Origin of the sequence: Liquorilactobacillus sicerae (genome assembly GCF_029916425.1) — a bacterium.
Taxonomy (GTDB): Bacteria; Bacillota; Bacilli; order Lactobacillales; family Lactobacillaceae; genus Liquorilactobacillus; species Liquorilactobacillus sicerae.
This window is the reverse complement of sequence record NZ_JAHAVQ010000001.1, coordinates 68,716-94,738: the sequence shown is the minus strand read 5'-3', so window position 1 is coordinate 94,738 and position 26,023 is coordinate 68,716. Positions and strand designations below refer to the sequence as shown.

The window sequence follows — 26,023 nt, the reverse complement described above, 5'->3', positions numbered from 1 at the left end:
TATAGCAACAATTTACCATTAATGCAAGCAAACTAGTAAATTACGCACCAATCAACTCAACTAATTTTTAGGCTTTTTAAAGCTCAAAAATTCACTTAGGTAATTTGTCTTCATTAAAAAATCCCTTTTACTCTTTTTGCTTTCTTTTTGTCGACGAAGGTATATACAATTCTTCGCGATATTTTGCGACTGTTCGACGTGAAAGAAAAATTTTGCTATCCTCCAATACTTTTACCAACTTACTATCTGATAATGGATGTCTTGGATTTTCTGCTTTGATTAAAGCCTTGATTTGAACTTGGATGCTTTCAGCAGACAAATCCGCATTAGTTTTGCTACTAACTGGCCTCTTGAAAAAGCCCTTCAATTCAAAGATACCAAAATCACACTTTAAATACTTCCCATTAACAGCACGACTAATTGTGGATTCGTGCAATTGTAGCTTTTGTGCTACATCTCTTAATAGAAGTGGCTTTAAGGGATGACTTTTTTCTAAAAAGAAATCTTTTTGGAAGTTGGCAATTTCTCTTCCAACTCTTAAAATAGTAGTTCCTCGCTGTTCTAAATTGTTTATTAACGTTTTATACTCTGACCTTTTGTGTTGCAAAAAATCTTTTACTTCCTGATCAGGTAAATTTACAAACTTTTCGAAGTAACTTTGTTTAAAGACGATTTCGGGATTAGTTTTTTTAGTTAAGACTACCTCAATCTTTTTTTTGAAATAATCAACTTTAAAAATTAAGTCAGGATAGATATAGCCAATTTCCTCAGTTCCAAAAACTGAGCCCGGAGCAGGAGAAAGGGTTTTTATATATTCAACTATTCGATCAACTTCTTGAGTTTTGATTTTTAATTGATTCTTAATTTCAGACCAATCATGCTCGACAAATTCATCAAAGTATTTATCAATCACTTGATAAGCCAGTTTTGGTGCTGATTGATCGGCTTGGATTTGTAATAAAATACACTCTTGCAAGTTTCTTGCTCCAACCCCTGGTGGATCCAGTTGCTGTAAAAGGGTCAATGCATCTAATAAGGTCGTTTGGTCAACTTTTGTTTTATTGCAAATCAAATCCAAGTCCGCCCTCAAATATCCATTTTGATCAAGTTGATCAATTAAAAAAATCACCCAACCACGAATATATGTCCGACGCATTGTTAATTTTACTTGCGATAATAAATAGTCTTTTAATGTTTGTCGATGATGATCAGCTAGATTATCTAAGACAAACTGTTGATCACCAATTGAGGCCTTGGATAGAGTATTTTCTTTAACTTGAATAAATGGATTATCTAATTGTTTTTGATTTAGAAAATTGTGTAAATCCTCAATACCATAACGTAAGACCTTAAGTGATTGTTGCATTTGCTGATTCATTGCTAAACGCTGAACCTGTTTTTGAGTTTGGTTTAGACTCGCTTCAAAGGGCATAATTTTCTCCTTTAATTTTTTAAACCTTGTTTGTAAATCAAAGGTTGCATTTTTCTGCTTCTTCAAGTAAAATAAAATAGTATTGCGCCGCTAGTGTAATGGATCGCACGCAAGATTCCGGTTCTTGTAATGTGGGTTCGACTCCCACGTGGCGCATGGGAAAGTTAACCATACTTTTTCACATTTCCTTAAAGCCTTGATTTTTCAAGGCTTTTTTTGCGATCCTTCAATTTTAGCTAATTACTTGCTGTGCGGTAAAAATAATAATTGGAATTCAATCTCTTAATGAACACGTTTTTAGTATAACATAGATGTTGTGCTGATTCTCGTTTACCAATTTGTTAGTCTAAGGTCTTCTATATCAGTGGAATACAAGCTTGTTTTAAAATTAAGCTACCATCACTGTAATTAAAAATTATCCAGCAATTTCTTTGACCTTTTTTGACCATTAGAGTAAACTAGCCTTAATGATGCCAGAATGATATGATAGAGGTATCAGTTAAATTGATCAGGGAGGTTATTTAACATGAATTTAGTTCCTACTGTCATCGAACAGTCGTCACGAGGCGAACGAGCTTATGATATTTATTCGCGCTTGCTTAAAGATCGAATCATTATGCTATCTGGAGAAGTTAATGATGATATGGCTAACTCAATTATCGCTCAACTGCTTTTCTTAGACGCACAAGATTCTGAAAAAGATATTTATATCTACATCAACTCACCGGGTGGAAGTGTTTCAGCAGGATTAGCAATTTACGATACAATGAATTTTGTGAGTGCAGATGTCCAAACAATTGTAATGGGGATGGCTGCATCAATGGCTAGTGTCTTAGCAACAGCTGGTACTAAAGGTAAACGCTTTGCTTTACCAAATTCAGAGATTATGATTCATCAACCTTTAGGTGGAGCTCAAGGACAAGCAACTGATATTAATATTGCCGCTGAACACATTTTAAAAACTAGAAAATTAATCAATAAGATTTTGGCAGATGGTTCCGGTCAAAGTATCGAAGTTATTAATCATGATACTGAACGTGATAACTTTATGACTGCTCAACAAGCTCTTGATTATGGATTGATTGATGGAATCATGAAAAATAAGAAGAATCTAAAATAATTTGCTAAAAAAACTGCTTTTAAAAAAAGCAGTTTTTTTATAAATTCGAAATTTTTTTACCTTCCCTTAAAGCAGTTGCATACTCGTTAATTTTTCTTAATCGATGATTAACACCTGATTTTGAAATTGGACCATTTGGAACTATTTCTCCCAATTCTTTCAGTGAAATTTCTGGATGGGACAGACGAGCCAATGCAATTTCACGCAATTTAGGCGGCAGTTGATTTAATCCAATTTGTTCTTTAATAAAGTTGATGTTAACAACTTGCCGATTAGAAGCATCAGCAATCTTATTTAAATTGGCATTTTCACAATTAACAATTCGATTCACAGAGTTTCGCATATCACGTACAATTCGAATATCCTCAAATTTTAGCATCGCACTAGTTGCCCCAATTAGCGATAAAAATTCACCAATTTTTTCAGCTTCCTTTAAATAAGTTATATAGCCACTGCGACGTTCAGTTTTTCGGGCATTTAAATGATACCGATTGATCAATTGACAAATCAAATCATTCTGTTCTTCATACAAAGAATAAATCTCCAAATGATAGCGGCTCGTTTCAGGGTTATTAACTGAACCAGCTGCCAAAAAGGCTCCTCTTAAATATGAGCGAATCTGACTATCATGATGAAGTAATCCAACTGCTGCTTGACGAGTAATTTGATGTCCATCAAAAACTCCTAAATCAGTTAAAACTTCTTCTGTTCCTCTTTTTAAGCGGACAATATACAAATTATTTTTTTTAAGCTTCATTTTTCGTCGAACTAGAACTTCACTTTCAATTGCGTAAAGCTCCTTCAGCAAGCGATAGATTCGACGAGCAATTGCTGGATTTTCTGATTGAACATTCAAAACAAAACGATGATTTGCCAAGCTTAAGGATCCACTCATCATAATCAGCGCCATCAATTCAGCCTTAGCATTCATTTGACGAACCTCAAGCAAAGTTAGCTCTTTTTTGACATCACTTGCAAAAGACAAATTTATCGTCCCTTCCTTTAATTAAACTCATCATCAATCCAGGAAAGCGGCCGACTAGTCAACTCCATTAATTCATCGACAACCTGGCTACCGTTATGAAAAACACCATGTCCACGTAATTCAAGAAAATTATCAGAAATTACTCGACATCCCTGTGCACGCAATCCATTAAAATCATGTTTAACTTGATACAAATATTCATCATATTTTTGATGGTCCAAATAATCATGTGGGACTGGTTTTGTATTTACTAAAACAGTGTCAATAAAGTTCTTGCCTAAATGGCGGTTCAAAACCCGAACATGATCAGCATCACTAAAGTGCTCTGTCTCACCTTTTTGGGTCATAATGTTGCAAATATAAACAACTTCAGCTTGTGTTTGACAAATGGCCGCTCCCACGTTAGAAATCATTAAATTTGGTAAAATACTGGTAAAAAGGCTGCCTGGTCCTAAAACGATTTGATCGGCATGCAAAATGGCATCGATCACTTCTGGCACCGCTGCCGGCTGCTTATTTGCTACAGAAGTTACCCAAACTCGCTCAATTGTTTTTCCAGCTGCAGAAATTTCAGACTCACCGCTAAGCTTAGTGCCATCCTTAAAAGCAGCATTCAAAATTAAAGGCTCGTTTGCTACCGGATAAATATGACCATCAACTTTCATCATTTTAGCCAATTCTTGAACTGCATTGAAAATTCCGTCACCATTCATTTCCGACAAAGCAGCAATAATTAAATTGCCAATTGCATGACCAGAGAAAAATTGATCTTGTGAATCAAAGCGATATTGAAAAATCTTTTTGTATATTTCTGGAAGATTTGAAAGTGCCACTAACACATTCCGAATATCTCCAGGTGGCACAACATTGATAAAGTCACGGATTACGCCGGAAGATCCTCCATCGTCAGCAACAGTTACAACGGCAGTAATCTCAGCATGCTGTTGGCGAAAAGCCCGTAGGATCACTGGCAAGCCCGTTCCACCACCAATAACCACAATTCGCGGTGAACGACGCTTGGCTTTCGTATAAAATGTCATGAGCGATTAACAGTCTCCTTTCTGCGAGCAATGTCTCGATGATTGATTTTAACTGGATAATCCCTCTTCAATTCACTGCCAACTCGTTTAGCTAAAGCGACCGATCGATGCTGTCCACCCGTACAGCCAATCGCAATTGTTAAACTAGTTTTACCTTCTTGCTCATAACCAGGAATTATTTCCTTAAGCATTTTGATAAATAATTGATAGAATTCTTCTGTCTTGGCTGAATTCATTACATAATCATAAACCTTTTGGTCCAAGCCAGTCTTGCTTTTCAAAGCTGGTACATAGTAGGGATTTGGTAAAAAGCGAACATCCATAATGATATCAGCATCAATAGGTAAACCATATTTAAATCCAAAAGAAAGCACTTCAATATGGAACGATGCCGTTTCCGCAGTTTGAAAATTGTGGAAAATTTCTTCTCGCAGCTGGCGAGGTGTTAAACTGCTTGTATCGACTACTAGTTGAGCCCGCATTTTAATTTCCCGCAATAAATCTCTTTCCAAACGAATTCCATCCATCAAGCGACCTTCCATCGCCAATGGATGAGAACGACGAGTTTCTTTATAGCGTGCAACAAGTTCCGCATCTGAAGCATCTAAAAATAAAATTTTAGCATCAACAAATTCTCGATTACCTAAGTTACGTAACATCTCAACAATTTCGTCATAAAAGGCTCTAGAACGCAAATCGATCACCAAAGCAACTTTGTCGACTTTGCCAGATTCACGTACTAATTCCCAAAATTTTGGCAACAGTGCTGGCGGCATATTATCAACACAGAAATAGCCCAGATCCTCGAAGCTTTGAACCGCCACGGTCTTGCCGGCACCACTCATTCCTGTGATCACCACCAATTGAATTGCTTTTTTCATTTTCTTCGTCCCTCTTTCAAACTCCAATGTATTATATCATGCAAGATTTATTTTTGGCTATTAATAAAATAAACTAAAACCGGCTTCAAATTCAAGCCGGCTTCAAATTTATTCTTAAATTATTCAACTACTCGTCGTTCAAATGGGTCAGAAGAAATTCCTTCTGCTAAAATCTTCTTGCACCATTCCTGAGCCGAGAATAATGAATGATCACGGTAATTGCCGCAACTCTTAATATCGGTAGCTGGAACATCTTCCCAGGATGCCTTGGCAATTTGCTCGAGTGACCATTTCAAAGCTTTGGCAACTGTCTGGGTGTCATGTTCACCCCAAACGATCAAATGAAAACCAGTTCGGCAACCAAATGGTGAGCAATCAATGACCCCTGGCAATTGATCACGAATATAACCAGCCAGCATATGCTCAATGGTATGCAAACCGCCTGTTGGAATTGCATTTTCATTGGGTTGTACCAAACGCAGATCGTAATTAGAGATTTTATCACCCTGAGGACCTGTTTCAACCGTGATTAACCGAACATAAGGTGCCTTGACTGCAGTATGATCTAAAGTAAAACTTTCAACTTTTGCCACTTAAATCCCTCCAATACATATTCATCTTAACTCTAGTCATTTTAAGTTAAAAATGCAAGCACTGCTTTGTTTAACGTAAAGTTTTCATCCGTTCCAACACTTGCTTTAAATAAAAACCAGTATAGCTCTCCTTAACTTGGGCAATTTCTTCCGGCGTTCCAGTAGCCACAACGGTTCCACCGCCATCGCCACCTTCTGGACCTAAATCGATCAAATAATCGGCACTTTTGATCACATCTAAATTATGTTCGATCACTAAAACTGTATTACCCTTAGCAACTAAACGCTGCAAAACTTGCAATAAACGGCGAATATCTTCACTATGCAAGCCAGTCGTTGGTTCATCAAGAATATAAAAGGTTTGACCATTTGATTTGCGATGTAATTCAGAAGCAAGTTTCATTCGCTGTGCTTCACCACCAGATAAAGTTGTTGCCGGCTGACCTAACTTAACATATCCTAAACCAACATCAGCAATTGTTTGCAGCTTATGATTAATTTTGGGAATTGCTTTAAAGAATTCAAGTGCCTCCGTGACGGTCATATCTAAAACTTGGGCAATATTTTGGCCTTTATATTCAATTTCCAAAGTCTCAGAATTATAGCGTGTCCCATGACAGACTTCACAAGGAACGTAAACATCTGGTAAGAAGTTCATTTCGATTTTAATGATTCCATCACCATGACAAGCTTCACAACGACCACCTTTAACATTAAAACTAAACCTCCCTTTTCCATAACCTCGCATTTTAGCTGCATTAGTTTGAGCAAATAAAGCCCGAATATCATCAAAAACACTAGTGTAGGTTGCAGGGTTACTGCGTGGCGTCCGGCCGATTGGTGTTTGATCAATATCGATCACCTTTTCCAAATTTTCAAGGCCAGTGATCTTACGATACTTTCCTGGTTTGGCTGAACTGCCATTTAACTTTTGCGCTAAAGCTCGTTTTAAAATCAAGTTAACTAAAGTTGATTTGCCTGATCCTGAAACACCGGTAACAACCGTCAGCGTACCCAATGGAAAACTCACGTCGATTTTTTTTAGATTATTGGCGGAGGCTCCAAAAAGCTTAACAAACTTGCCATTGCCACTGCGCCTGTTAGCCGGCAACGGAATAAAACGTTTACCAGCTAAATATTTACCCGTCAAGGATTTGCTTGAACGAGCAACTTGTTTGGGAGTACCTGCCGCCATTATCTGACCACCTTGACTGCCAGCGCCCGGACCCATATCAATTAGATAATCGGCGGCTTTCATCGTATCCTCATCATGTTCAACAACGATCAATGTATTTCCTAGGTCACGCATTTGCTTTAAAGAAGCAATTAAACGATCATTATCACGCTGATGCAAACCAATTGATGGTTCATCCAAAATATATAAAACACCCGACAAATTTGAGCCGATTTGTGTTGCTAGTCGAATTCGTTGAGCTTCCCCGCCCGATAAAGTTCGCGCTGAACGACTTAATGTCAAATATGCTAGGCCAACATTAACTAAGAAAGTCAAGCGATCAATAATTTCCTTTAAAATGGGTTGGGCAATTTTTTGACGCTGAGCTTTAAATTTAAGCTCTTTAAAAAAGGCCAGCGTTTGCTGAATATTATAATCGGAAACCTCGCCAATATTTTTTTGAGCAATCTTGACGGCTAACGCTTGCTGATTTAATCGATAACCATGGCAAGTTTGACAAGTTAAACTTGTCATATATTTTCGCATTACATCACGCGTAAAATCACTATTGGTTTCATGATAGCGGCGATTAATATTCGGAATTACTCCTTCAAATTGAGCATCAACATCGCGCACCCCGCCAAAATCACTTTCATAATGAAAATGAAAAGTTCGCCGCGGCTGTCCAAATAAAATCTGCTTTTGTTGAATGGCAGAAAGCTGATTAAATGGCACATCCAGCGGAATCCTAAACGCCTGACAAGCTTGTTTTAATAAAGCCGGATAGTAGTTAGAACTAATCGGATTCCAGGGAATAATTGCTCCTTGGGCAAGGGTTTTAGTCGGATCTGGAACGACCAAATCTTGGTCGACTTCTAACTTGACTCCCAAGCCATCGCAATCTGGACAAGCTCCAAATGGGGCATTAAAAGAAAACAACCGTGGTTCCATTTCACTAATTGTAAAGCCGCAATACGGGCAGGCAAAGTTCTCTGAAAATTGTAGCATTTCACCATTGATCACATCAACCTTCAAATAACCATCAGACAATCTTAAAGCTGCCTCAACCGAATCAAATAATCGCGAACGAATCTGCGGTTTAATAATCAAACGATCAACTACCACGTCAATTGCGTGCTGCTTGTTTTTTTCAAGTTGCGGTACTTGATCAAGATCATAGGTCTGCCCATCGACTTTGACACGGACAAAACCTGATTGTTTAATCTTATTCAGAACAATTTTTTGCTGACCTTTTTTAGACCGCACAACCGGAGCTAATAATTGAACTTTGGAAAGTGCGGGCAATTCTAAGATTCGATCGACCATTTGTTCCGGTGACTGACTCGTAATCAAGTGACCGTCATTCGGGCAAATTGGCGTTCCGACCCGGGCCCACAGCAAACGCAAATAGTCATTGATTTCAGTAACTGTTCCGACCGTCGAGCGTGGATTTTTAGACGTCGTCTTTTGATCGATCGAAATTGCTGGTGACAAACCATCGATCGCATCAACATCTGGCTTGTCCATTTGTCCTAAAAACTGCCGCGCATAAGCCGATAAACTTTCAACATAACGGCGCTGTCCTTCAGCATATAAAGTATCAAATGCTAATGAACTTTTACCTGATCCTGATAGACCAGTAATAACTACCAATTTATTCTTGGGTATCGTGACGTCAATATTCTTCAAATTATGTGCCCTGGCACCATGGATCACTATCTTATCTTGACTCAAGTTAGTGTTTGCCTCCCTTTTTGATCTGGCCCTTTAGTTCAATAATTGTATCGCGCAGAGCCGCGGCCGCCTCAAAATCAAGTTTCTTAGCCGCTAAACGCATTTGTTCTTGCAGATCGTTTAACATTTGCTGCTGCTCGTTTGGTGTTAAATCAGTAAAAGCTTTCTCAGTTAGACTTTGTTGACGCTTATCTTTTTTCTTGACCGGTTTGCTGATTGAAATTAAATCACGAATTTTCTTTTTAACCGTGTGTGGAGTAATCTGGTGCTCATCATTATATCCTTTTTGAATTTGCCGGCGCCGTTTAGTTTCCTCAATGGCTGCTTGCATCGAATCAGTGATCGCATCAGCGTACATAATCACCTTGCCGTGTTCATTTCGGGCTGCTCGACCAATCGTTTGAATCAAAGAGCGCTCACTGCGTAAAAAACCTTCCTTATCGGCGTCAAGAATCGCCACTAATGAAACCTCTGGCACATCGATTCCTTCACGCAATAAGTTGATCCCGACTAACACATCAAACTTTCCTAAGCGTAAATCGCGAATAATTCGCGTCCGCTCAAGTGTTTTAACATCTGAATGCAAATACCTGACTTTGATCTGTAATTCTTTAAGATAATCAGTCAGATCTTCAGCCATTTTCTTGGTTAAAGTTGTCACAAAAACACGCTCATGGCGTTCAATCCGCAAATTGATCTCACCAACTAAATCATCCATTTGCCCCATGATTGGCCGAACCTCGACCACTGGATCCAACAAACCAGTTGGTCGAATGATCTGCTGCACAATCTTATCTGTCTGAGCTAATTCATAAGGACCTGGTGTGGCTGACATATAAACTACTTGATGGACATGTTTTTCAAATTCACTTAAAGTCAACGGTCGATTATCAAGGGCACTTGGCAACCGGAAACCATAATCGATCAGCATCTGTTTCCGCGCCCGATCGCCATGATACATTCCGCGGACTTGTGGCATCGTCACATGTGATTCATCGACGACTAATAAGAAATCTTTAGGGAAAAAGTCCAACAAAGTATATGGCGGTTCTCCTGGTTTTCTTCCATCCATATGCCGCGAATAGTTTTCAATTCCAGAACAATAGCCCATTTCACGCATCATTTCAATGTCATAAGTCGTCCTTTGCTCTAAACGTTGTGCTTCAAGCAACTTGCCAGCTGCTTTTAGTTCTGTTAGACGAACTTCTAGCTCAGTCTGAATTTGTTTAAGTGCTCGTTTCATTGTTTCTTCATTCGTCATAAAATGTGTTGCTGGAAAAATTGAAACATGTGTCCGTTCAGTAACGATCTCGCCGGTTAAAGCATCAAACTCGCAAATTCGGTCGATCTCATCACCAAAAAATTCAATCCGTAAGGCGCGTTCGTCCCGCGAAGCTGGAAAAATATCAACAATATCGCCATGGACACGAAAGCGACCACGTTGAAAATCAATATCGTTCCGCTCAAATTGAATACCGACTAATTGACGTAGCAACTGATCACGGTCGAGCTGCTGTCCCTGACGCAAGGACAAGGTATGTGCTTTATATTCATGAGGATCACCTAAGCCAAAGATCGAGGAAACTGAGGCAACGACGATCACATCATTACGTTCTAACAGCGAGCTCGTTGCTGAATGACGCAGTTTATCGATCTCATCGTTAATACTTGCATCCTTTTCGATATAAGTATCACTCGATGGCACATATGCTTCTGGTTGGTAATAATCATAATAACTAACAAAATATTCAACCGCATTATGCGGAAAAAACTCTTTAAACTCACTATACAACTGCCCAGCCAGTGTCTTGTTGTGAGCCAAAACTAAAGTGGGCCGATTAACTTTTTGAATGACATTTGAAATCGTGAAAGTTTTACCCGTTCCAGTTGCTCCCAATAGGATCTGTGCTTTTTGACCAGCTAAAACACCTTGAGTGAGCTGCTTAATTGCTTGCGGCTGATCACCAGTTGGCTGATACGAAGATACTAATTCAAACTTGCGATCTGTTTGTCTTTCAATCACTGACTGTCCCCTCACTTTTTCTTTCAAAAATCAGTACATCCCGCCGTTCTCTCACACCATCATACGTATGGTTCCTTATACAGTTAGACACTCTAGATTTGCTGGAAAGTCTTGGTTATATTCATCAGCCCAAGGTTCGCCAGCTTTTCGTTCGTTAAGGTCTATTCCAATACGCCCGCGTGGTTTGTATCAAGCCGCTTACGTGCCATTTGCGTAAATATAAGTCTCTCTTAATGATTCACTAGTTGTCTCAGTCGCTTATTAATTCGAGTTTTGGTTTTCTTCCATGATTTTCAAATCCACTGACGAATACGCGCACGTAACCACAGGTCCAGTCGTTTGATGAAAACTTGCAGCTTGCCTAGGGCTTCCTTCAGATTCCATCTCACGGTGGAAACTTTTGTCTTTGGTTCGTGGTTCCGACCACTACCGCCCACAGGACTTTCACCACCTAGTTAGTATTCATGTCGGGCGCACTAAAAGATGGGCCATGACAAGCACCTTGTCACAGTCCATCATCATGCTTATTCATTTTAACACAGCGAACATACTTTCGCACGCAACGACTACTAAGCATTATTTACTGGCAAATTCTTCAATCATTTTAGTCCTTAACTCGCGAATTCGTTTTGACCAAAATACATCATAAATATCAGGATTCTTCAAACGCAGGCACGCTTCTGGCAACTCTTTGATCTTAGCTTGAGAATAAGCTTTAACTTCCAAAGTCCTTGGTTGTTGATAGACCAGCTCGCCAGCAGCATAGATTTGCTGGTGTAATGGTTTTAATTTCCAATTTTTTAAACGACGGAGCTGAATCGTTTTGTTTGGATCTGAATTGTAGATTCGACTATTAGCTCGAACCTTTTCATCAGCCGCCAACAACAAATCACCGCGGGCCTTGCCTTCTTCATCGTATAAACGATAAGGATGTTTAAAACCAGGGATCGTAGTTTTTTCAACTGTATTGCTGAGCTTGATTTTAGGGATAATTTTACCATCTTCTTGGATCGCAACCATTTTATAAACGCCACTGAGGACTGGATCCGAAGCAGCAGTAATCATTTTTTCACCGACACCAAAACTATCGACCTGTGCCCCCTCTTCTAAGACATTTTGAATGACCTCTTCATCAAGAGCATTTGAAATCGTGATAGTGGCTGATTCAAAACCGGCTTGGTCGAGCATTTTACGTGCTTGACGTGTCAGGTAGGTAATATCCCCGGAATCAATCCGAATTCCAAATGGTCCATCGATTCCTTGCTGTTTTAACTGGCGGAAAATTTCGATTGCATGCAAAACACCAGAGTTTAAAACATCGTACGTATCGACCAATAACAAACAATTATGTGGGTAAACACGCATCCAAGCTTCAAATGCTTCCATTTCACTTGGAAAAGACTGAACCCAGCTATGAGCCATTGTTCCCATCGGCTTTAAACCGAATTCTTTAGCGCTTAAAACGTTAGCTGTTCCGGAACAGCCGCCAATCACCGCAGCCCGTGCTCCATAGGTAGCAGCGTCCGCCCCTTGTGCTCGTCGGGAACCAAACTCCATAACTTTACGACCGCGAGCAACCATACAAACTCGGCGTGCTTTAGTCGCAATTAGGGATTCGTGATTGATAATATTCAGCAGCATCGTTTCTAAAAGCTGGACCTGTAGCAACGGTCCTCTAACCGTCAACAATGGTTCATTTGGGAAAGCCGGTGTACCTTCTTTCATTGACCAAACATCACATTTGAAATCAAAATTTTTCAGGTACTTCAAAAATCTTTCTTCAAAAGTTCCCAGCTGTCGCAGAAATTCAATATCTGAATCACTAAAGTGCAGGTTACTGAGATAGTTAATAACTTGATCTAACCCTGTATAAACAACTAAGCCCCCTTGATCAGGGACTTTTCTAAAGTACAAATCAAAGTATCCAATCTTTTCAGGATTTTCTTTAAAAAATCCATTAGCCATCGTTAATTCATAAAAATCTAACAACAGCGTCAAATTACGCGTCTTCATCTTTTCCTCCAAACAGTTCTGTCAAGACATCCTAAAAAACAAGGTATACTAATGTGTCTAACATGTCAAGTCTGACAATTGCCAATGCTGTTCAACAAAATTTGTCAACTACCAACTTAGTTAAATTGTTTTATAAATTAAAAATCCGACTTCAAGTTACTTAAACTAACATCCTAGTTTAAGTAACTCAAAACCGGATCAATCATCCAAAAAATTTTATTGTTCAGCAAATTTATTCAAGGCTGTTTCAAATGCTTCACGCTTAGCAAAAGCCTCAGCCTGTTTGTTAGCTTGGGTCCCAATATAAAATTTAATTTTTGGTTCAGTCCCGGAAGGCCGAACAGCAATCCAAGAACCATCAGCCAAATAATATTTCAAAACATTTGACTTTGGTAAATCAATGGCCGTGATGGTCCCATCAGCCAATTTTTTTTGTGAACTTTGGAAATCAGCTGTTGCAACGACTTTTTGCCCAGCAAAATCTGTTGGGGCCTCTTGACGGAATTTATTCATCAAGTTAGCAATTTTTTCTGGGCCATCAATTCCATCAAAGGTAATTGGTGTCGTTTTTTCAGCAAAAAAGCCATACTTTTTAAATAATTCCTGTAAACCATCATATAAATTCATACCACGACTCTTATAATCAGCAGCAACTTCTGCTAACATCACTAATGACTGGATCGCATCCTTATCACGTACAAATGGACGAATCAAGTAACCATAACTTTCCTCAAAACCAAACATAAATGTGTGTGAACCAGTTGCTTGAAAATTCTTAATTTGTTCTGCAATAAACTTAAAGCCTGTCAAAACATTGATCATCTTAACTTGATAATGTTGAGCAATCGCTGTAGCAAACTCACTTGAAACTATTGATTTAACTGCTGCTGCATTTTCAGGCAATCTCTGAGCTGCTTTGCGAGCCTTCAAAATGTAATTCAACATTAAGGCTGCAATCTGGTTACCCGTCAACAATTGGTATTCGCCATTTGGCTGACGAACAGCTACTCCTAAGCGATCAGCATCTGGGTCGACTGCAATCAATAAATCAGCATCTTCTTTTTTGCCCAGCTTAATTGCCAAATCAAAGGCTTCTGGAAATTCTGGATTAGGATGAACGACCGTTGAAAATTCAGGATCTGCAACTGCTTGTTCCTTAACCATGGTGAAATTAGTAAAACCCGCTTGCCTTAAGGCTTTTTCGCCTAACATTGCTCCCGTCCCATGTAAAGGAGTAAAAATTAGTTTCAAGGTTTTGCCTTCTTTAGCAACTAACTTATGATTGATCGTAATCTGATCAAGTTCTGCTAAGTAAGCCTGATCAACGTCATTACCAATAATTTTCATTAAACCTGCTGCTTTTAGCTGCTGTTCATCAGCCACTTCAATTGCAAATAGATCAGCAGCTTGACGAACATATTTAGTGATCAAATCTGATTCCTTAGGAGGCATCTGTCCACCATCAGGACCGTAAATTTTATAACCATTATACTGTTTAGGATTATGACTAGCAGTGATCATAATTCCTGCATATGTTTTTAAATGGCGAACAGTAAACGACAATTCTGGAGTCGGACGCAAGCTTTCAAAAACAAAACTCGGAATTTGGTGTGCTCCCAAGACACGAGCTGCTTCATGTGCGAAGTCTTCTGAATGGTGACGGGAATCAAAGCTGATTGCTACGCCTTGTTGCTTAGTTTTTTCATCAAGTGTATCCATAAAACGGGCTAATCCTTCGGTTGCTTGACGAACGGTATAGATATTCATGCAATTAATTCCAGCACCGATCACACCCCGCATCCCAGCAGTACCGAACTCAAGTGGTGCGTAAAAAGCCTCTTCTTGCTTTTCAGGCTGATCCTTGATTGCTACTAATTCGGCCTTTAATTCGGGGTCAAGTTTTGGATATTCGACCCAAGTTTGGTAAGTATTTTGCCAACTCATGATACCACTCTCCTTAAAAAATAATCACAATTTATTTCAAGTTAAGTATACTATAAAAACGCTTTGAAATAAAAAACATCCTAAAAAGGATGTTTACAGAACATTTAAAATTAATCTTTTAATGACTCTAAATAATTATAAGCATTTTGACCTGCTATTCCGCCATCACCGACCGCCGTAGCAATTTGACGCAATTGCTTTTTCCGCACATCACCAATTGCAAAGACTCCTGGCACGGAAGTCTCCATTTGATCATTGGTTAAGATCCAACCATCTTGATCAGTGATTCCTAAATCAGCAAAAGGTTCACTGACTGGCAATAAACCAACATAAATGAAAACTCCATGAACTGGGACTTCCCGATCTTCACCAAGCTTTTTGTTATGGGTCATAACACTGGTAACCTTTTTCCCATCACCCTTAATCTCGGTCACGATCGTATCCCAAGTAAACTTGATTTTGGAATTAGCAAAAGCTCGATTCTGTAAAATTTTCTGAGCCCTTAACTGATCACGGCGATGAATAACATTGACCTCAGAGACCAACTGAGCTAAATATGAGCTTTCTTCAATTGCTGAATCACCACCACCAACTACGGCAACATTTTGATTTTTGAAAAAAGCACCATCACAAACTGCGCAGTAAGAAACACCTCGGCCACTGTAATCTTTTTCACCGGGGACACCCAATTTTTTATATTGCGAACCAGTTGCAATAACCAAAGCAGCCGTTTCAAATTCACCATTATCCGTTTTGATTAATTTTTTTCCAGCTTCGTCAACCGTTACCTTTTCAACGTTTCCATAGGCAAATTCTGCTGAAAATTGAGTTGCACTGGCATACATTTCTTTGGCCAAATCAGGACCTAAGATAGATTTAAATCCTGGGTAATTTTCGACTTCGGCAGTATTGTTCATTTGACCACCATAAATTCCGCGATCAAGCAGCAGCACAGACAAATTAGCTCTTGAAGCGTACAAAGCAGCCGTCATTCCGCCGGGACCGGCGCCAATGACGATCACATCATAATGTTTTGCTCCCACACTTGCTCCTTCTTTCTTCTGTAATTTTGTATCCAAACTAAGCACAAGTTAGATTATATCTAACAAATAACTTAAAGCAATTTTTCTGCTCTTATTCCGATCTTCCTTCGCGCTGCATTAATTCCGCAATTACTTGCTTGACATTCCGACCATTGTATAAGACATCATAAATAGCTTCAGTGATTGGCATTTCAATTTGCTGTTGTTGGGCCAACTCATAAGCAGCCTTAGTGGTTGATATTCCTTCAATGACCATTCCCATATTATTTATAACTTCTTTTAAAGGAACGCCTTTGCCAAGCTGATTGCCGGCCCGCCAGTTGCGTGAGTGAACACTAGTACAGGTTACAATTAAATCGCCAACACCAGACAAGCCAAGAAAAGTCTTGGCCTTTGCACCCATTGCGACGCCTAAACGTGAAATTTCAGCTAATCCTCGCGTCATCAAAGCTGCCTTGGCATCATCGCCGTAACCTAGGCCATGCAATGCACCCGCTCCTAAAGCAATAATATTTTTAAAAGCTGCCCCTAATTCAACGCCAATGATGTCATCATTGGTATAAACTCGGAAATAATTATTCATAAACAGCTGTTGAACAGTCTTCGCAGCGTTCAAGCTTTTGGCAGCCGCCGTAATCAAAGTAATGTCTTTGCGGGCAACTTCTTCAGCATGACTTGGCCCTGATAAGACAACAACTCCGGCACAGTCATTGACTGGTATTTCTTCTTCAATAACTTGTGAAATCCTTTTGTGTGTTCCAAGTTCCAGTCCCTTGCTAACATGAACAATCAAAGGCTTTTTAGTTTGTTGTCGCAAAACTTGATCAATTTTACCAGCTACATCACGAATAGCCTTCGTTGGCACCGCAATGATTACCACGTCTTTACTGGTCACTGCTGCTTGAAGATCAGCTGTGGCAACTAAACGTTGATCATATTTTAACTCCGGCAAATAATGTCGATTCGTATGCTGCTCATTTAATTCCTTAACTTGATCGCTTTCTCTAGTCCAAATTTGAACCTTTAAACCATTTTGGACTAAAACATTAGCCAAAACGCTCCCCCAAGAACCAGCACCGATAACAGCCACTTTATCAATTTTCAAAATATCCACTCCTAAACTTCTTGATCAAATCGTGTAATTCCATCCAGGTACCAAGGCTCTAACGGATGCCAATACCGTCGTGCCAATAGCCAACAGATTGCCCCGATAAACAGCATCACGGATAGCCACTGCGAAACCCGCAATGATCCAAGCATTAAGCTGTCAGTCCGCATTCCTTCAATAAAGAAACGGCCAAAAGAATACCAAATAACGTAACTAAAGAAAACTTCACCACGCTTAAATAACTTTGGCCGATGACGCAAACTGATCAAAACAATAAACCCTAAAATATCCCAGAGTGATTCATATAGAAAAGTTGGTTGATAGTAAACTCCATTAATTTTCATCTGCTGAATAATAAAAGTCGGCAAATGCAAGTCTTGTAAAAAAGCCAAAGTCGTTGGTCGCCCATGAGCTTCTTGATTCATAAAATTGCCCCAGCGGCCGATTCCTTGTGCCAAAATAACAGTTGGGGCCGCTACATCTAAAAACAGCCAGACTGGTACATTGCGGCGCTGGCAAAAAAAGATGACCACAACAATTGCACCAATCAAACAACCATAGATAGCAATTCCACCATCCCAGATCCGGTAGATCTCATCTAAATGCTGGCTGTAATATGACCACTGAAAAATTACATAATATAAACGAGCTGTAACGAGTGAAATTGGAATTGCCCAAAGAATATAATCATAAAAAACATCTTCATCTAATCCACGGCGTTTCCCTTCCCGGACTGCCAAAAAAACTGCTAAGACAACGGCACTGGCGATAATAATACCATACCAATGGACTTCAAGCTCACCTAGCTTAAAGGCAATTGGATTTAATGCACCTAATAGAAAATTCAAGCTTTGCACTTCCTTAATCATTATTTGTAGAGTTTTCTTTGATCAAAGCATTTAAATTCCTTTCAAATGCCCTAGTTGCATCATAACCCATTGTTCTTGCACGATAATTCATTGCTGCTGCTTCAATAATGATTGCTAAGTTACGGCCAATTTTAACAGGAATCGTAATTTTAGGAATATCCACATCGAAGAGCCGTACTTTTTGTTCAGCACTGCCCAAACGATCAAATTGTTTATCAGGACCCCAATTTTCTAGATGAACAATCAGTGAAATTTCTGTTTCTGTCCGAACAGCTCCTGCCCCGAACAGATTCATTACATCAATGATTCCAATCCCTCTGATTTCCAATAGATGTCGCAAAATCTTGGGAGCCTCACCCATAATCGTCTGTTCATCCTTTTGATACACTTCAACTCGATCATCAGCAATCAAACGGTGTCCACGTTTAATCAGATCGAGTGCTGTTTCAGATTTACCAACCCCAGAATCACCCGTGATCAAAACACCCAGACCATAGATGTCGACTAAAACCCCATGCATTGAACGCCGTTGTGCCAAACGTGATTCTAAAAAATCTGTCATTTTAGACGAAAGCCGGGTAGTTGGTAATTTCGAACGTAAGACTGGGATCTGAACGGCTTGGGCAGCTTGATTAAGTTCTTCTGGAACTGGCAGATAACGTGAAATCACAAAGCAAGGAGTCACATCAGCTTGACAAAGATTTTTCATAACAGCTTGCTTTTTATTTTCTTCCATTTTGCGTGCATATGAAATCTCCGTCATTCCCAGCAGTTGAATCCTTTCAGCTGGATAATATTGAAAATAACCGGTCAATTCCAACCCCGGTCGCGAAATATCACTTGTAGTGATCATTTTGCTTTTTAAGTATTCTTTACCTGAAAAAACCGTCATCCCGGTTTCTTTTACCATTTCTTCAACACTAACAGCGCTTGTCAAAATATTGCCTCCCCTTAAAGCTTCGAATTCATTATAGCCTGTGAAAACTGAAGTGATTGGTAATTACCAAATTAACTAGGCTCAAAATCAATGCAACAAAAAAGGCCGCCCCAAAACTAGAAAACTGGAATCCTGTCCCAACAAGCTTAGCGGTTAACTCCAGCATAAAACCATTGATCACGAAATAAAAGATCCCTAAACTCATAATCGTGATTGGTAATGAAAAAATAACCAGGAGCGGTTTAACAAACATATTTAAGACCCCTAAAACAACTGCGGCGATCAGTGAGATCCAAATGTTTGAAACATGCAAGTATTGGGGAAAAAAACCTGCAGTAGCGATAAAAACAACTGCATTCAAGATCACTCGCTGCCAAAAGTACATAATAACTCCTCCAAATTTAGTCCTTTATATTTTTTTCACGAACATCGTGAATTATTTTTCTTCTTTTAGGTTGCCGTTCGTCAGTTGAATCTTTTGGCTTGGTTGCATCTCGCCACAACTGCCAAAAGCCCCGATTCTTCGGTGGAATCAACACGATTAAAATTAAATAGCAACTGATCGTTAAAAAAGTTAAATGCGGAATCACTGCAAGAATTAAAAAAATAATTCGAACTATCCAAGGCTCAATTCGAAAATATTCTGCTAAACCGCTACAAACTCCGGCAATTATCCGTTGATCTGAGCGTTGAATCTTTCTACCATTACTTTTCACAATCTTTCCTTCCTTTCAGCAACTTTATAATTAAAATTGTACATTTAGCAATTAAATTTGGCAAATCGTTTATTCCTGTAAATCATCATTTCTACCAGGATTCAATTCAACAATTTCACCTTTTTTTAAAAATACGATCCATTCACAAAGATTTGTCACGTAATCACCGATCCTTTCTAAATAAGTCGCTACTAAAGTATAATCTGACCCACTCACAACTGACTGCTGATCAATTTGCATAATCTCGACACATCGCTGCCGGATTTTAGCCAGCTCATGATCTAGAAATAAATCTTGCTGCGCGATTTTCAGCGCTTGCTGCAAGCTACGCTTAACATAGGCATCGAGTGCCGCTTCAAACATTTGATATGCATAATGACCCATTTTAGCAATTTCAACTTCGATTTCGGCAATTCGGTATGTTCCTTTCATTTTGATAGTGGCTCGAGAAATGCTAACTGTATGGTCACCGATTCTTTCAATATCCGAGCTTGCTTTCAAAATTGTAATTACTTCACGCAAATCAGAAGTTACTGGTTGATATAAAGCAATCAACTCAAGTGTCATTTTTTCTAAGTCAGTCTCACATTGATTGATTGACAGGTCACGCTCAATGACTTGGTTGGCTAAATCTTTATCATGGTCCGCAAAAGCTTTGACCGACCGAAAAATTGCCTCACTGACTAGCATTCCCATCTCAGCAAACCGAACATGCAGCTGATCCAATTCATGATCAAATGTTTCTCTCATGGTTTCACTTCCTCAAGAGCTAATATCTTTGTAATTCCCAACAAATCAAATATTTTTTCCTTTTAGACATTTTTATTAGCTTGATTTTATACTTTAATCTTTCAAAACGCAATTAGCTTGCTGATCAAGAGCCAAACTTTTGCGCTAAATAATTATCAGTTTGGCTTTTTTGAGGAGCTGTAAATAAATTTGAAGTTTTCCCGGTCTCAACCAGTTTACCAGTTTGAAATAGTGCCGTATAATCTGAAATTCGAGCTGCTTGTCGTAAATTATGAGTTACCAAAATAATTGTTAATTGATTTTTTAACTCCAATAGGACCTGCTCAAATTTATAAGTTTCCTGTGGATCAAAATTTGCCGTTGGTTCATCTAACAACAAAATTTGCGGCTGCAATAACAAGATTCGAGCTAAACAAAAAAGTTGTCGTTCACTGGTGGATAGGTTGACTTTTTTTTGAAACAATTGATTTTTTAGCCGACTCCATAAATGAACCTGTTGAAGAACCTTTTCAATTTCGATCATTAATTGGGAATGACTAATTTTTTGATTATATTTAGGAACTAAAGTCAAATTATTGTAGAGAGACATTGGAAAGATTTCCGGTGTTGAAAATAACATTCCGATCAGCATCCGCAGTCGATAACGATCGATTAAAGACTGATATAAATCGACCCCCTGAAAAATAACTTTTCCTTGAACCAGATAATTTTGTGGATTCATTTGATTTAAAGCAGCCAAGAAAGTGGTTTTACCTGCCCCTGAAGGACCAATAATCGTCGTAATTGTATGTTTAGGAAAACTCAAAGAAATATCTTGCAAGATGGATTTGCCATTAAATACCGATAGATTTTGAGTTTTAAGTATGTATGCCATAAAATTATCTTCCCTACTTTGACTGTTGCATATCAGCAGTTCTTTGCCACCAAAGCCAACTATAAACTAATAGGTCAAAACTAACGATTAACAATACCAGTAAAGCAGCTGCGCCAGTTGAAACTTGTAAACTATTTATGCCTGATCCTTCAGTATTGATTCTCCAAATATGAACAGCCAACGTTTCAGCTGGTCGAAACGGACTTAAAGGACTGGCCGTATTCAACGGATCAAGATTAGTCCAGTCTAGTTGCGGAGCACTTTGACCAACTGTATAAATAACTGCTGCCGTTTCGCCGATGATCCGCCCAGAGCTTAAAATGATCCCGGTCACGATTGCTGGACGAGCATTAGCAATTACAACTTTTCGAACACAATCCCAACGAGACAAACCTAGCGCTAAACCAGCTTTTAGTTGACGCGGATCAACTGCTCGTAAAGCATTTTCAGTCGTTCTGGTTAATAATGGCAAATTTAAAATTGTGAGCGTTAAGCTTCCAGACAACAGAGAAAAGCCCAAATTTAATTTGACCACAAACAATAGAAAACCAACTAGTCCAATAACAATTGCTGGCAATGAGCTCAAAACTTCAAGCATTATCCGGATCAAATTCGTTAACCAAGATTCTTTAGCGTATTGATATAACCAAATTGCTGTTCCAAGAGCTAAAGGAACAGATATCAATAGGGTTAATATCAACAGATAAAATGTATTAAATAGTTGAATACCGATACCGCCACTAGTTAAATAATTACTACTTCCAGTTAAAAAGCTCCATTTTAATTGAGGTAATCCAAGCCAAAATATAACTGTTAATAGACCAATTGTCAGCACAATTACAATTAAGGAAGCCAAATATAATAAAAAATTAAAAATCTTTTCTTTTGATTTTCGGTTAAACTTCATTTTTTTCTTCTCCAAATCAAATAATGTGCAATTAAATCGAATAACAAGGAGATAACTAATAATAATCCGGCTAATGCCCACAAAGCGTTACTTTCTCGACTCCCAACAACTGCATCACCCAATTCAATCGTTATGACACTAGTCAGGGTAGCTGCTGGTGAATTAATTCCAGTCGGAAATAAAGTTGCATTGCCAATAACCATTTGAACGGCAATTGCTTCACCAAATGATTGTGCAAAAGCCAAAATCAACGCCGTTCCTAAGCGGGGCCAAGCCAGGGGAAATACGATTGTTTGCCAAATTTGAAACCGATCGGCACCCAAAGCTGCAGCTGCCAACCGTAAACGATCTGGAACATCAACCAAAGCGTCTAAACTCAATGATACTAAGGATGGCAAAATCATAATTGCCAGGACAATTGCGGCTGCCAACCAACCATACCCAGTTCCACCAACAAGCAATCGTAACATCGGAACAACTAGCAACATTCCCAACAAACCATATACCACTGCTGGAATTCCAACTAATATTTCCAAAATCATTTTTAACCATTTTGCTAGCTTTGACGAAACAATTTCACTCAGCATGATTGCAATCCCTAGAGCTAAAGGAGCAGCTAAAAGCAAACTTACTAGTGAAACTAATACTGATCCAGTTAATAGCGGCAAGGCACCAAAATCACCCTCCGCAACTTGCCACTTAATTCCAAACAAAAATCGAGATAGTTTAACGTGATCGTGAAAAAAAAGCCAACTGCCCTTAAAAATTACAAATAAAAAGACTATTAAGACGCAAGCTATAATTATTGCTGCACAAGTTGCCGTAACAAATTTTCCAAGTTTTTCCCGTTTAGCAGCTGCTGATTTTTTGAATAAATTTTCTTTGCTTGAATCCATTTACTTTACCTCAATTATTCATTTAAGATAAATTACTTTACCTTGCTGATTGCGGACAACTTTCATAGAACTGATCGGTATAAAGCCAAATCTTTTAAGCAGTTTGTTGATTGAAGGCGAAGTGAGATATTTTAAAAAAGTTTTTGTTTGCGAATTCACTCGCTTGCGGGTGTACAAATGTTCATACGACCAAAGCTTCCAGTGATTAGTCAAAACATTGTGTTCATTTGGACTAACTCCATCAATTTTAGGTTTAATAACACCAGCTTTAGCATCTGGAAAGGCTACATAAGAAATTGCTCCTGGGGTATCTTTAACTGTCTGATACGCAGTTAAAGATGAAGATTGCTCCTGAGCAATCAGACTAGGTTTTCCTGATAAAGCTAGTTTTTCAAAATTTAAACGTGTTCCGCTACCAGCAGCTCGATTAATAACCGTAATTGGTAGTTTTTTTCCACCTAACTGTTGCCAATTAGTCAACTTTCCAGTAAAAATTTCGCTAACTTCTTGTCTAGTCAAATCTTTTACTCCTGCTTGCGGATTGATGATCAAAGTAATTCCCATTACTGCAATCTTGTAATCACGCAATTTTTTTTGATCAATATTAGATTTTTGACTAGCAAAAACATCAGATGTGCCAATATCAATTGTTCCTTCTGCAAGCTGACTTAAACCTGTACCTGAGCCTCCACCTTGAACGTTAACATAAAAATGCGGATCAGATCGACGTATTTGAGCTGCCGCTGCTTCAATGATTGGCTGAGCAGCAGTTGACCCAGCAACCGTTAACGAGCTCTGTGATAATTTTCGACAGCCACCCAATCCTAAAACTAAAAATAATAACAATAAAACCAGTTTACGCTTACTTAACACCACTGTCCTGCTTTCTTTTTTGGGTTAGAGGCAAAGTCACTGTAAACTCTGAACCAACGCCAACTTGGCTAGTTACTTTGATTGTTCCTCCCAAGGCCGCAACATATTCTTTAACAACTGATAAACCTAAACCTGTACCACCTGTTTGTCTGGAGCGCGAAGTATCAATCCGATAAAATCGTTCAAAAATCCGTTCTCTTTGATCGTTAGCAATTCCCCATCCATTATCACGAACTTTAAATTCCCACGATTTAGAAAGCTGAGTACTTGATAACCAAACCGAGCCAGTTGGATCATTATATTTAATTGCATTTTGCAAAAGATTATTTACTACGTGGCGAAATTTATTATAATCAACCACTACTTTAAAAGCAGGTGGGACATCATTAAATATGCTAATTTGTTTCTTATCTATTTCAGGCTTAAAAGTTTGAATAATTTCCTGCAAATATGGAAATAAAGCAATTTGATCAGTCTTTAATTCTGCATCAGCACTAATTCGAGCAAGTGACAGAATATCTTCAACTAAAGCTGTTAGTTTTTGACTCTCCTGATGAATAATCCTCAAAAACTCTTTTAAAGCTGTCGGATCGTCAGCTGCACCATTTAACAAAGTTTCACTAAATCCGGTAATTGCTGTAATGGGGGTCTTCAATTCATGACTGACATTGCTGACAAAGTCCAGTTGCATTTGTTCAATCTCTTTTAACTCCGTAATATCATACAATAAAACCATGACTAGAAAATGGTGTTGGCTAACTGGTACAAAAACAATGTGCGAATCAACAATTTTATCATTAAAGTCGAGCTTGATTTCTGCATGCTGTTCTTTTTTTGTTTGGTAAGTTTTTTCAATTAAGCGACTTAAATCATAATTGCGCAATTCATTTGCATAAATCTCTCCTGGTAAGTTCATTTCTCGCTCCATCAACTCACTCATTGCATGATTACTCAAATAAATTTTTTGATCTTGATCCAAGACCATCACTCCAATTGTTAAATACTCGATCAAGGAAAAATAGCCGCGTTGTTGAGTAACAAAGCTTTTAGCTAAATCTCGCTGCAAGCTTTGGATTTGATTGATCGAATGGGCCAACTGATAGTAACGATCGGTTGGTGCTAATAAAAGGTGCTTAGCTTTTTGACCTGCCAAAATTTTTTGCAATTTATTATTTAAAAGTCCGATTTCTTGTCGCTGTTGCTTTTCTTCAAAATTAATCCAACTAAAGGCAATCACACTCAAACTCAGACTGATCAGAACTAGCCAAAACCAGCTTCTTTTGGTAAACATAACGACCAAAGAAAAATTATTGGTGATAATCGTTAGTGACGAGCCAACCATTAACAACAAAAGAATCATTAAAAAATAAATAAAAAAGCGTTTAATTGTTTTGATTGCTTTCACCTTCAAAACGGTAACCAAAACCGCGAACTGTTTGAATATATTGTGGATCTTTCGGATCATGCTCAATTTTTTCACGCAAATGACTAACATGCATGTCGACCATTCTTGTTTGACCGACATAATCATAGCCCCAGACGCCGTTCAATAATTTATCACGACTCAAGACTCGTTGCGGCCGTTTAACAAAATACGCCAACAGTTCAAATTCCTTAGGAGTTAGTTTAACTTTCTCGCCATTTTTTTCAACTGAATAATTTGTTAAATCAACTATAAAATCAGGAAATCGATAAACATCCCTTTGTTTTTCTTGATCCTCGGTTTCATTTGACTGCTCATCTTCAGTTCGGCGGGCGATTGCTTTAATTCGCGCTAGGACCTCACGTGGTGAAAATGGCTTGGTTAAATAATCATCCGCTCCTAACTCAAGGCCAATAACTTTGTCATATTCCTCACCTTTAGCCGTTAAGATCATAATCGGAGTTTTAATTTTTTCTTGTCGTAAACGTTTAGTAACTTCCAAGCCATCCATTTTGGGCAGCATTAAATCCAATAGAATAAAATCATAATTATTCGTCAAAGCCTGCTCAAAAGCACTTTGTCCATCCATAGCGATTGCAACCTCATAGCCAGCACTTTTTAGGTTATACTTCAAAAGTGTCACGATTGCCATTTCATCATCAACAACTAAAACTTTTTTCATGATCTT

At 38.6% G+C, this 26,023-nt stretch carries 23 protein-coding genes and 1 tRNA gene; 2 read left to right on the top strand and 22 right to left on the bottom strand.

The window, feature by feature from the left end; genetic code table 11:
* Nucleotides 1–127: 127 nt before the first annotated feature.
* A complete protein-coding gene (rpoN, locus tag KH893_RS00490; RefSeq protein WP_281164202.1) occupies nucleotides 128–1,432 on the bottom strand; it encodes an RNA polymerase factor sigma-54 in 1,305 nt (434 codons plus the stop codon).
* Between the two features lie 84 nt (nucleotides 1,433–1,516).
* On the opposite strand from rpoN, the gene KH893_RS00485 reads away from it, so the two are divergent.
* Together KH893_RS00485 and clpP are read left to right on the top strand one after the other, a co-directional pair.
* Nucleotides 1,517–1,588, top strand: a tRNA-Arg gene (locus tag KH893_RS00485).
* Between the two features lie 370 nt (nucleotides 1,589–1,958).
* The gene (gene clpP, locus KH893_RS00480; RefSeq protein ID WP_281164201.1) at nucleotides 1,959–2,552 is read left to right on the top strand and encodes an ATP-dependent Clp endopeptidase proteolytic subunit ClpP; all 594 of its coding nucleotides are present in this window, start codon (nucleotides 1,959–1,961) and stop codon (nucleotides 2,550–2,552) included.
* 37 nt (nucleotides 2,553–2,589) lie between these two features.
* Here clpP and whiA read toward each other — a convergent pair whose 3' ends face one another.
* From whiA to KH893_RS00375, 21 genes are all read right to left on the bottom strand, one after another.
* A complete protein-coding gene (gene whiA, locus KH893_RS00475) occupies nucleotides 2,590–3,537 on the bottom strand; it encodes a DNA-binding protein WhiA (protein ID WP_281164200.1) in 948 nt (315 codons plus the stop codon).
* Between the two features lie 17 nt (nucleotides 3,538–3,554).
* Nucleotides 3,555–4,577 carry a gluconeogenesis factor YvcK family protein gene (locus tag KH893_RS00470; RefSeq protein WP_281164199.1) on the bottom strand — a complete coding sequence of 341 codons (1,023 nt, stop codon included), beginning with the start codon at nucleotides 4,575–4,577 and terminating at the stop codon, nucleotides 3,555–3,557.
* Nucleotides 4,574–5,458 (bottom strand): RNase adapter RapZ, encoded by an 885-nt coding sequence (gene rapZ, locus KH893_RS00465; RefSeq protein WP_281164198.1) that lies wholly within the window; start codon nucleotides 5,456–5,458, stop codon nucleotides 4,574–4,576. The genes KH893_RS00470 and rapZ overlap by 4 nt, the downstream gene beginning before the upstream one ends.
* Nucleotides 5,459–5,577: 119 nt before the next feature.
* Entirely contained in the window at nucleotides 5,578–6,051 is a 474-nt protein-coding gene (locus KH893_RS00460) for an S-ribosylhomocysteine lyase (protein ID WP_281164197.1), read from the bottom strand.
* Between the two features lie 70 nt (nucleotides 6,052–6,121).
* Nucleotides 6,122–8,959 (bottom strand): excinuclease ABC subunit UvrA, encoded by a 2,838-nt coding sequence (uvrA, locus tag KH893_RS00455; protein ID WP_281164196.1) that lies wholly within the window; start codon nucleotides 8,957–8,959, stop codon nucleotides 6,122–6,124.
* Between the two features lies 1 nt (nucleotide 8,960).
* Entirely contained in the window at nucleotides 8,961–10,982 is a 2,022-nt protein-coding gene (uvrB, locus tag KH893_RS00450) for an excinuclease ABC subunit UvrB (protein WP_281164195.1), read from the bottom strand.
* Nucleotides 10,983–11,558: 576 nt separating this feature from the next.
* Nucleotides 11,559–12,995: a nicotinate phosphoribosyltransferase gene (locus KH893_RS00445; RefSeq protein WP_281164194.1), complete on the bottom strand. Its 1,437-nt coding sequence runs from the start codon at nucleotides 12,993–12,995 to the stop codon at nucleotides 11,559–11,561.
* Between the two features lie 216 nt (nucleotides 12,996–13,211).
* Nucleotides 13,212–14,939: a phospho-sugar mutase gene (locus KH893_RS00440; protein ID WP_281164192.1), complete on the bottom strand. Its 1,728-nt coding sequence runs from the start codon at nucleotides 14,937–14,939 to the stop codon at nucleotides 13,212–13,214.
* 110 nt (nucleotides 14,940–15,049) lie between these two features.
* The gene (gene trxB, locus KH893_RS00435) at nucleotides 15,050–15,982 is read right to left on the bottom strand and encodes a thioredoxin-disulfide reductase (RefSeq protein ID WP_281164191.1); all 933 of its coding nucleotides are present in this window, start codon (nucleotides 15,980–15,982) and stop codon (nucleotides 15,050–15,052) included.
* A gap of 91 nt (nucleotides 15,983–16,073) precedes the next feature.
* Complete coding sequence (locus KH893_RS00430; RefSeq protein WP_281164190.1) at nucleotides 16,074–17,087, bottom strand: NAD(P)H-dependent glycerol-3-phosphate dehydrogenase; 1,014 nt, start codon at nucleotides 17,085–17,087, stop codon at nucleotides 16,074–16,076.
* Nucleotides 17,088–17,098: 11 nt separating this feature from the next.
* Nucleotides 17,099–17,938, bottom strand: coding sequence for a prolipoprotein diacylglyceryl transferase (lgt, locus tag KH893_RS00425; RefSeq protein WP_281164189.1), 840 nt, complete (start codon nucleotides 17,936–17,938; stop codon nucleotides 17,099–17,101).
* A gap of 13 nt (nucleotides 17,939–17,951) precedes the next feature.
* Nucleotides 17,952–18,896, bottom strand: coding sequence for an HPr(Ser) kinase/phosphatase (hprK, locus tag KH893_RS00420; RefSeq protein ID WP_281164188.1), 945 nt, complete (start codon nucleotides 18,894–18,896; stop codon nucleotides 17,952–17,954).
* Between the two features lie 31 nt (nucleotides 18,897–18,927).
* Nucleotides 18,928–19,281, bottom strand: coding sequence for a phage holin family protein (locus KH893_RS00415; RefSeq protein WP_281164187.1), 354 nt, complete (start codon nucleotides 19,279–19,281; stop codon nucleotides 18,928–18,930).
* A 16-nt stretch (nucleotides 19,282–19,297) separates the two neighbouring features.
* On the bottom strand, nucleotides 19,298–19,612 hold the full coding sequence (locus KH893_RS00410) for a PspC domain-containing protein (RefSeq protein ID WP_281164186.1): 315 nt from the start codon (nucleotides 19,610–19,612) through the stop codon (nucleotides 19,298–19,300).
* A gap of 69 nt (nucleotides 19,613–19,681) precedes the next feature.
* The gene (gene phoU / locus KH893_RS00405) at nucleotides 19,682–20,362 is read right to left on the bottom strand and encodes a phosphate signaling complex protein PhoU (protein ID WP_281164185.1); all 681 of its coding nucleotides are present in this window, start codon (nucleotides 20,360–20,362) and stop codon (nucleotides 19,682–19,684) included.
* Between the two features lie 124 nt (nucleotides 20,363–20,486).
* Nucleotides 20,487–21,236 (bottom strand): phosphate ABC transporter ATP-binding protein, encoded by a 750-nt coding sequence (locus KH893_RS00400; protein ID WP_281164183.1) that lies wholly within the window; start codon nucleotides 21,234–21,236, stop codon nucleotides 20,487–20,489.
* Nucleotides 21,237–21,249: 13 nt separating this feature from the next.
* Nucleotides 21,250–22,143, bottom strand: coding sequence for a phosphate ABC transporter permease PstA (gene pstA, locus KH893_RS00395; protein WP_281164182.1), 894 nt, complete (start codon nucleotides 22,141–22,143; stop codon nucleotides 21,250–21,252).
* The gene (pstC, locus tag KH893_RS00390) at nucleotides 22,140–23,039 is read right to left on the bottom strand and encodes a phosphate ABC transporter permease subunit PstC (protein ID WP_281164181.1); all 900 of its coding nucleotides are present in this window, start codon (nucleotides 23,037–23,039) and stop codon (nucleotides 22,140–22,142) included. The genes pstA and pstC overlap by 4 nt, the downstream gene beginning before the upstream one ends.
* 18 nt (nucleotides 23,040–23,057) lie before the next feature.
* Complete coding sequence (locus tag KH893_RS00385) at nucleotides 23,058–23,912, bottom strand: phosphate ABC transporter substrate-binding protein (RefSeq protein ID WP_281164180.1); 855 nt, start codon at nucleotides 23,910–23,912, stop codon at nucleotides 23,058–23,060.
* Nucleotides 23,902–25,335 carry a two-component system histidine kinase PnpS gene (gene pnpS / locus KH893_RS00380; RefSeq protein WP_281164179.1) on the bottom strand — a complete coding sequence of 478 codons (1,434 nt, stop codon included), beginning with the start codon at nucleotides 25,333–25,335 and terminating at the stop codon, nucleotides 23,902–23,904. The genes KH893_RS00385 and pnpS overlap by 11 nt, the downstream gene beginning before the upstream one ends.
* Nucleotides 25,295–26,017, bottom strand: coding sequence for a response regulator transcription factor (locus KH893_RS00375; protein ID WP_281164178.1), 723 nt, complete (start codon nucleotides 26,015–26,017; stop codon nucleotides 25,295–25,297). Before KH893_RS00375 ends, pnpS begins: the two co-directional genes overlap by 41 nt.
* Between the last annotated feature and the right edge of the window lie 6 nt (nucleotides 26,018–26,023).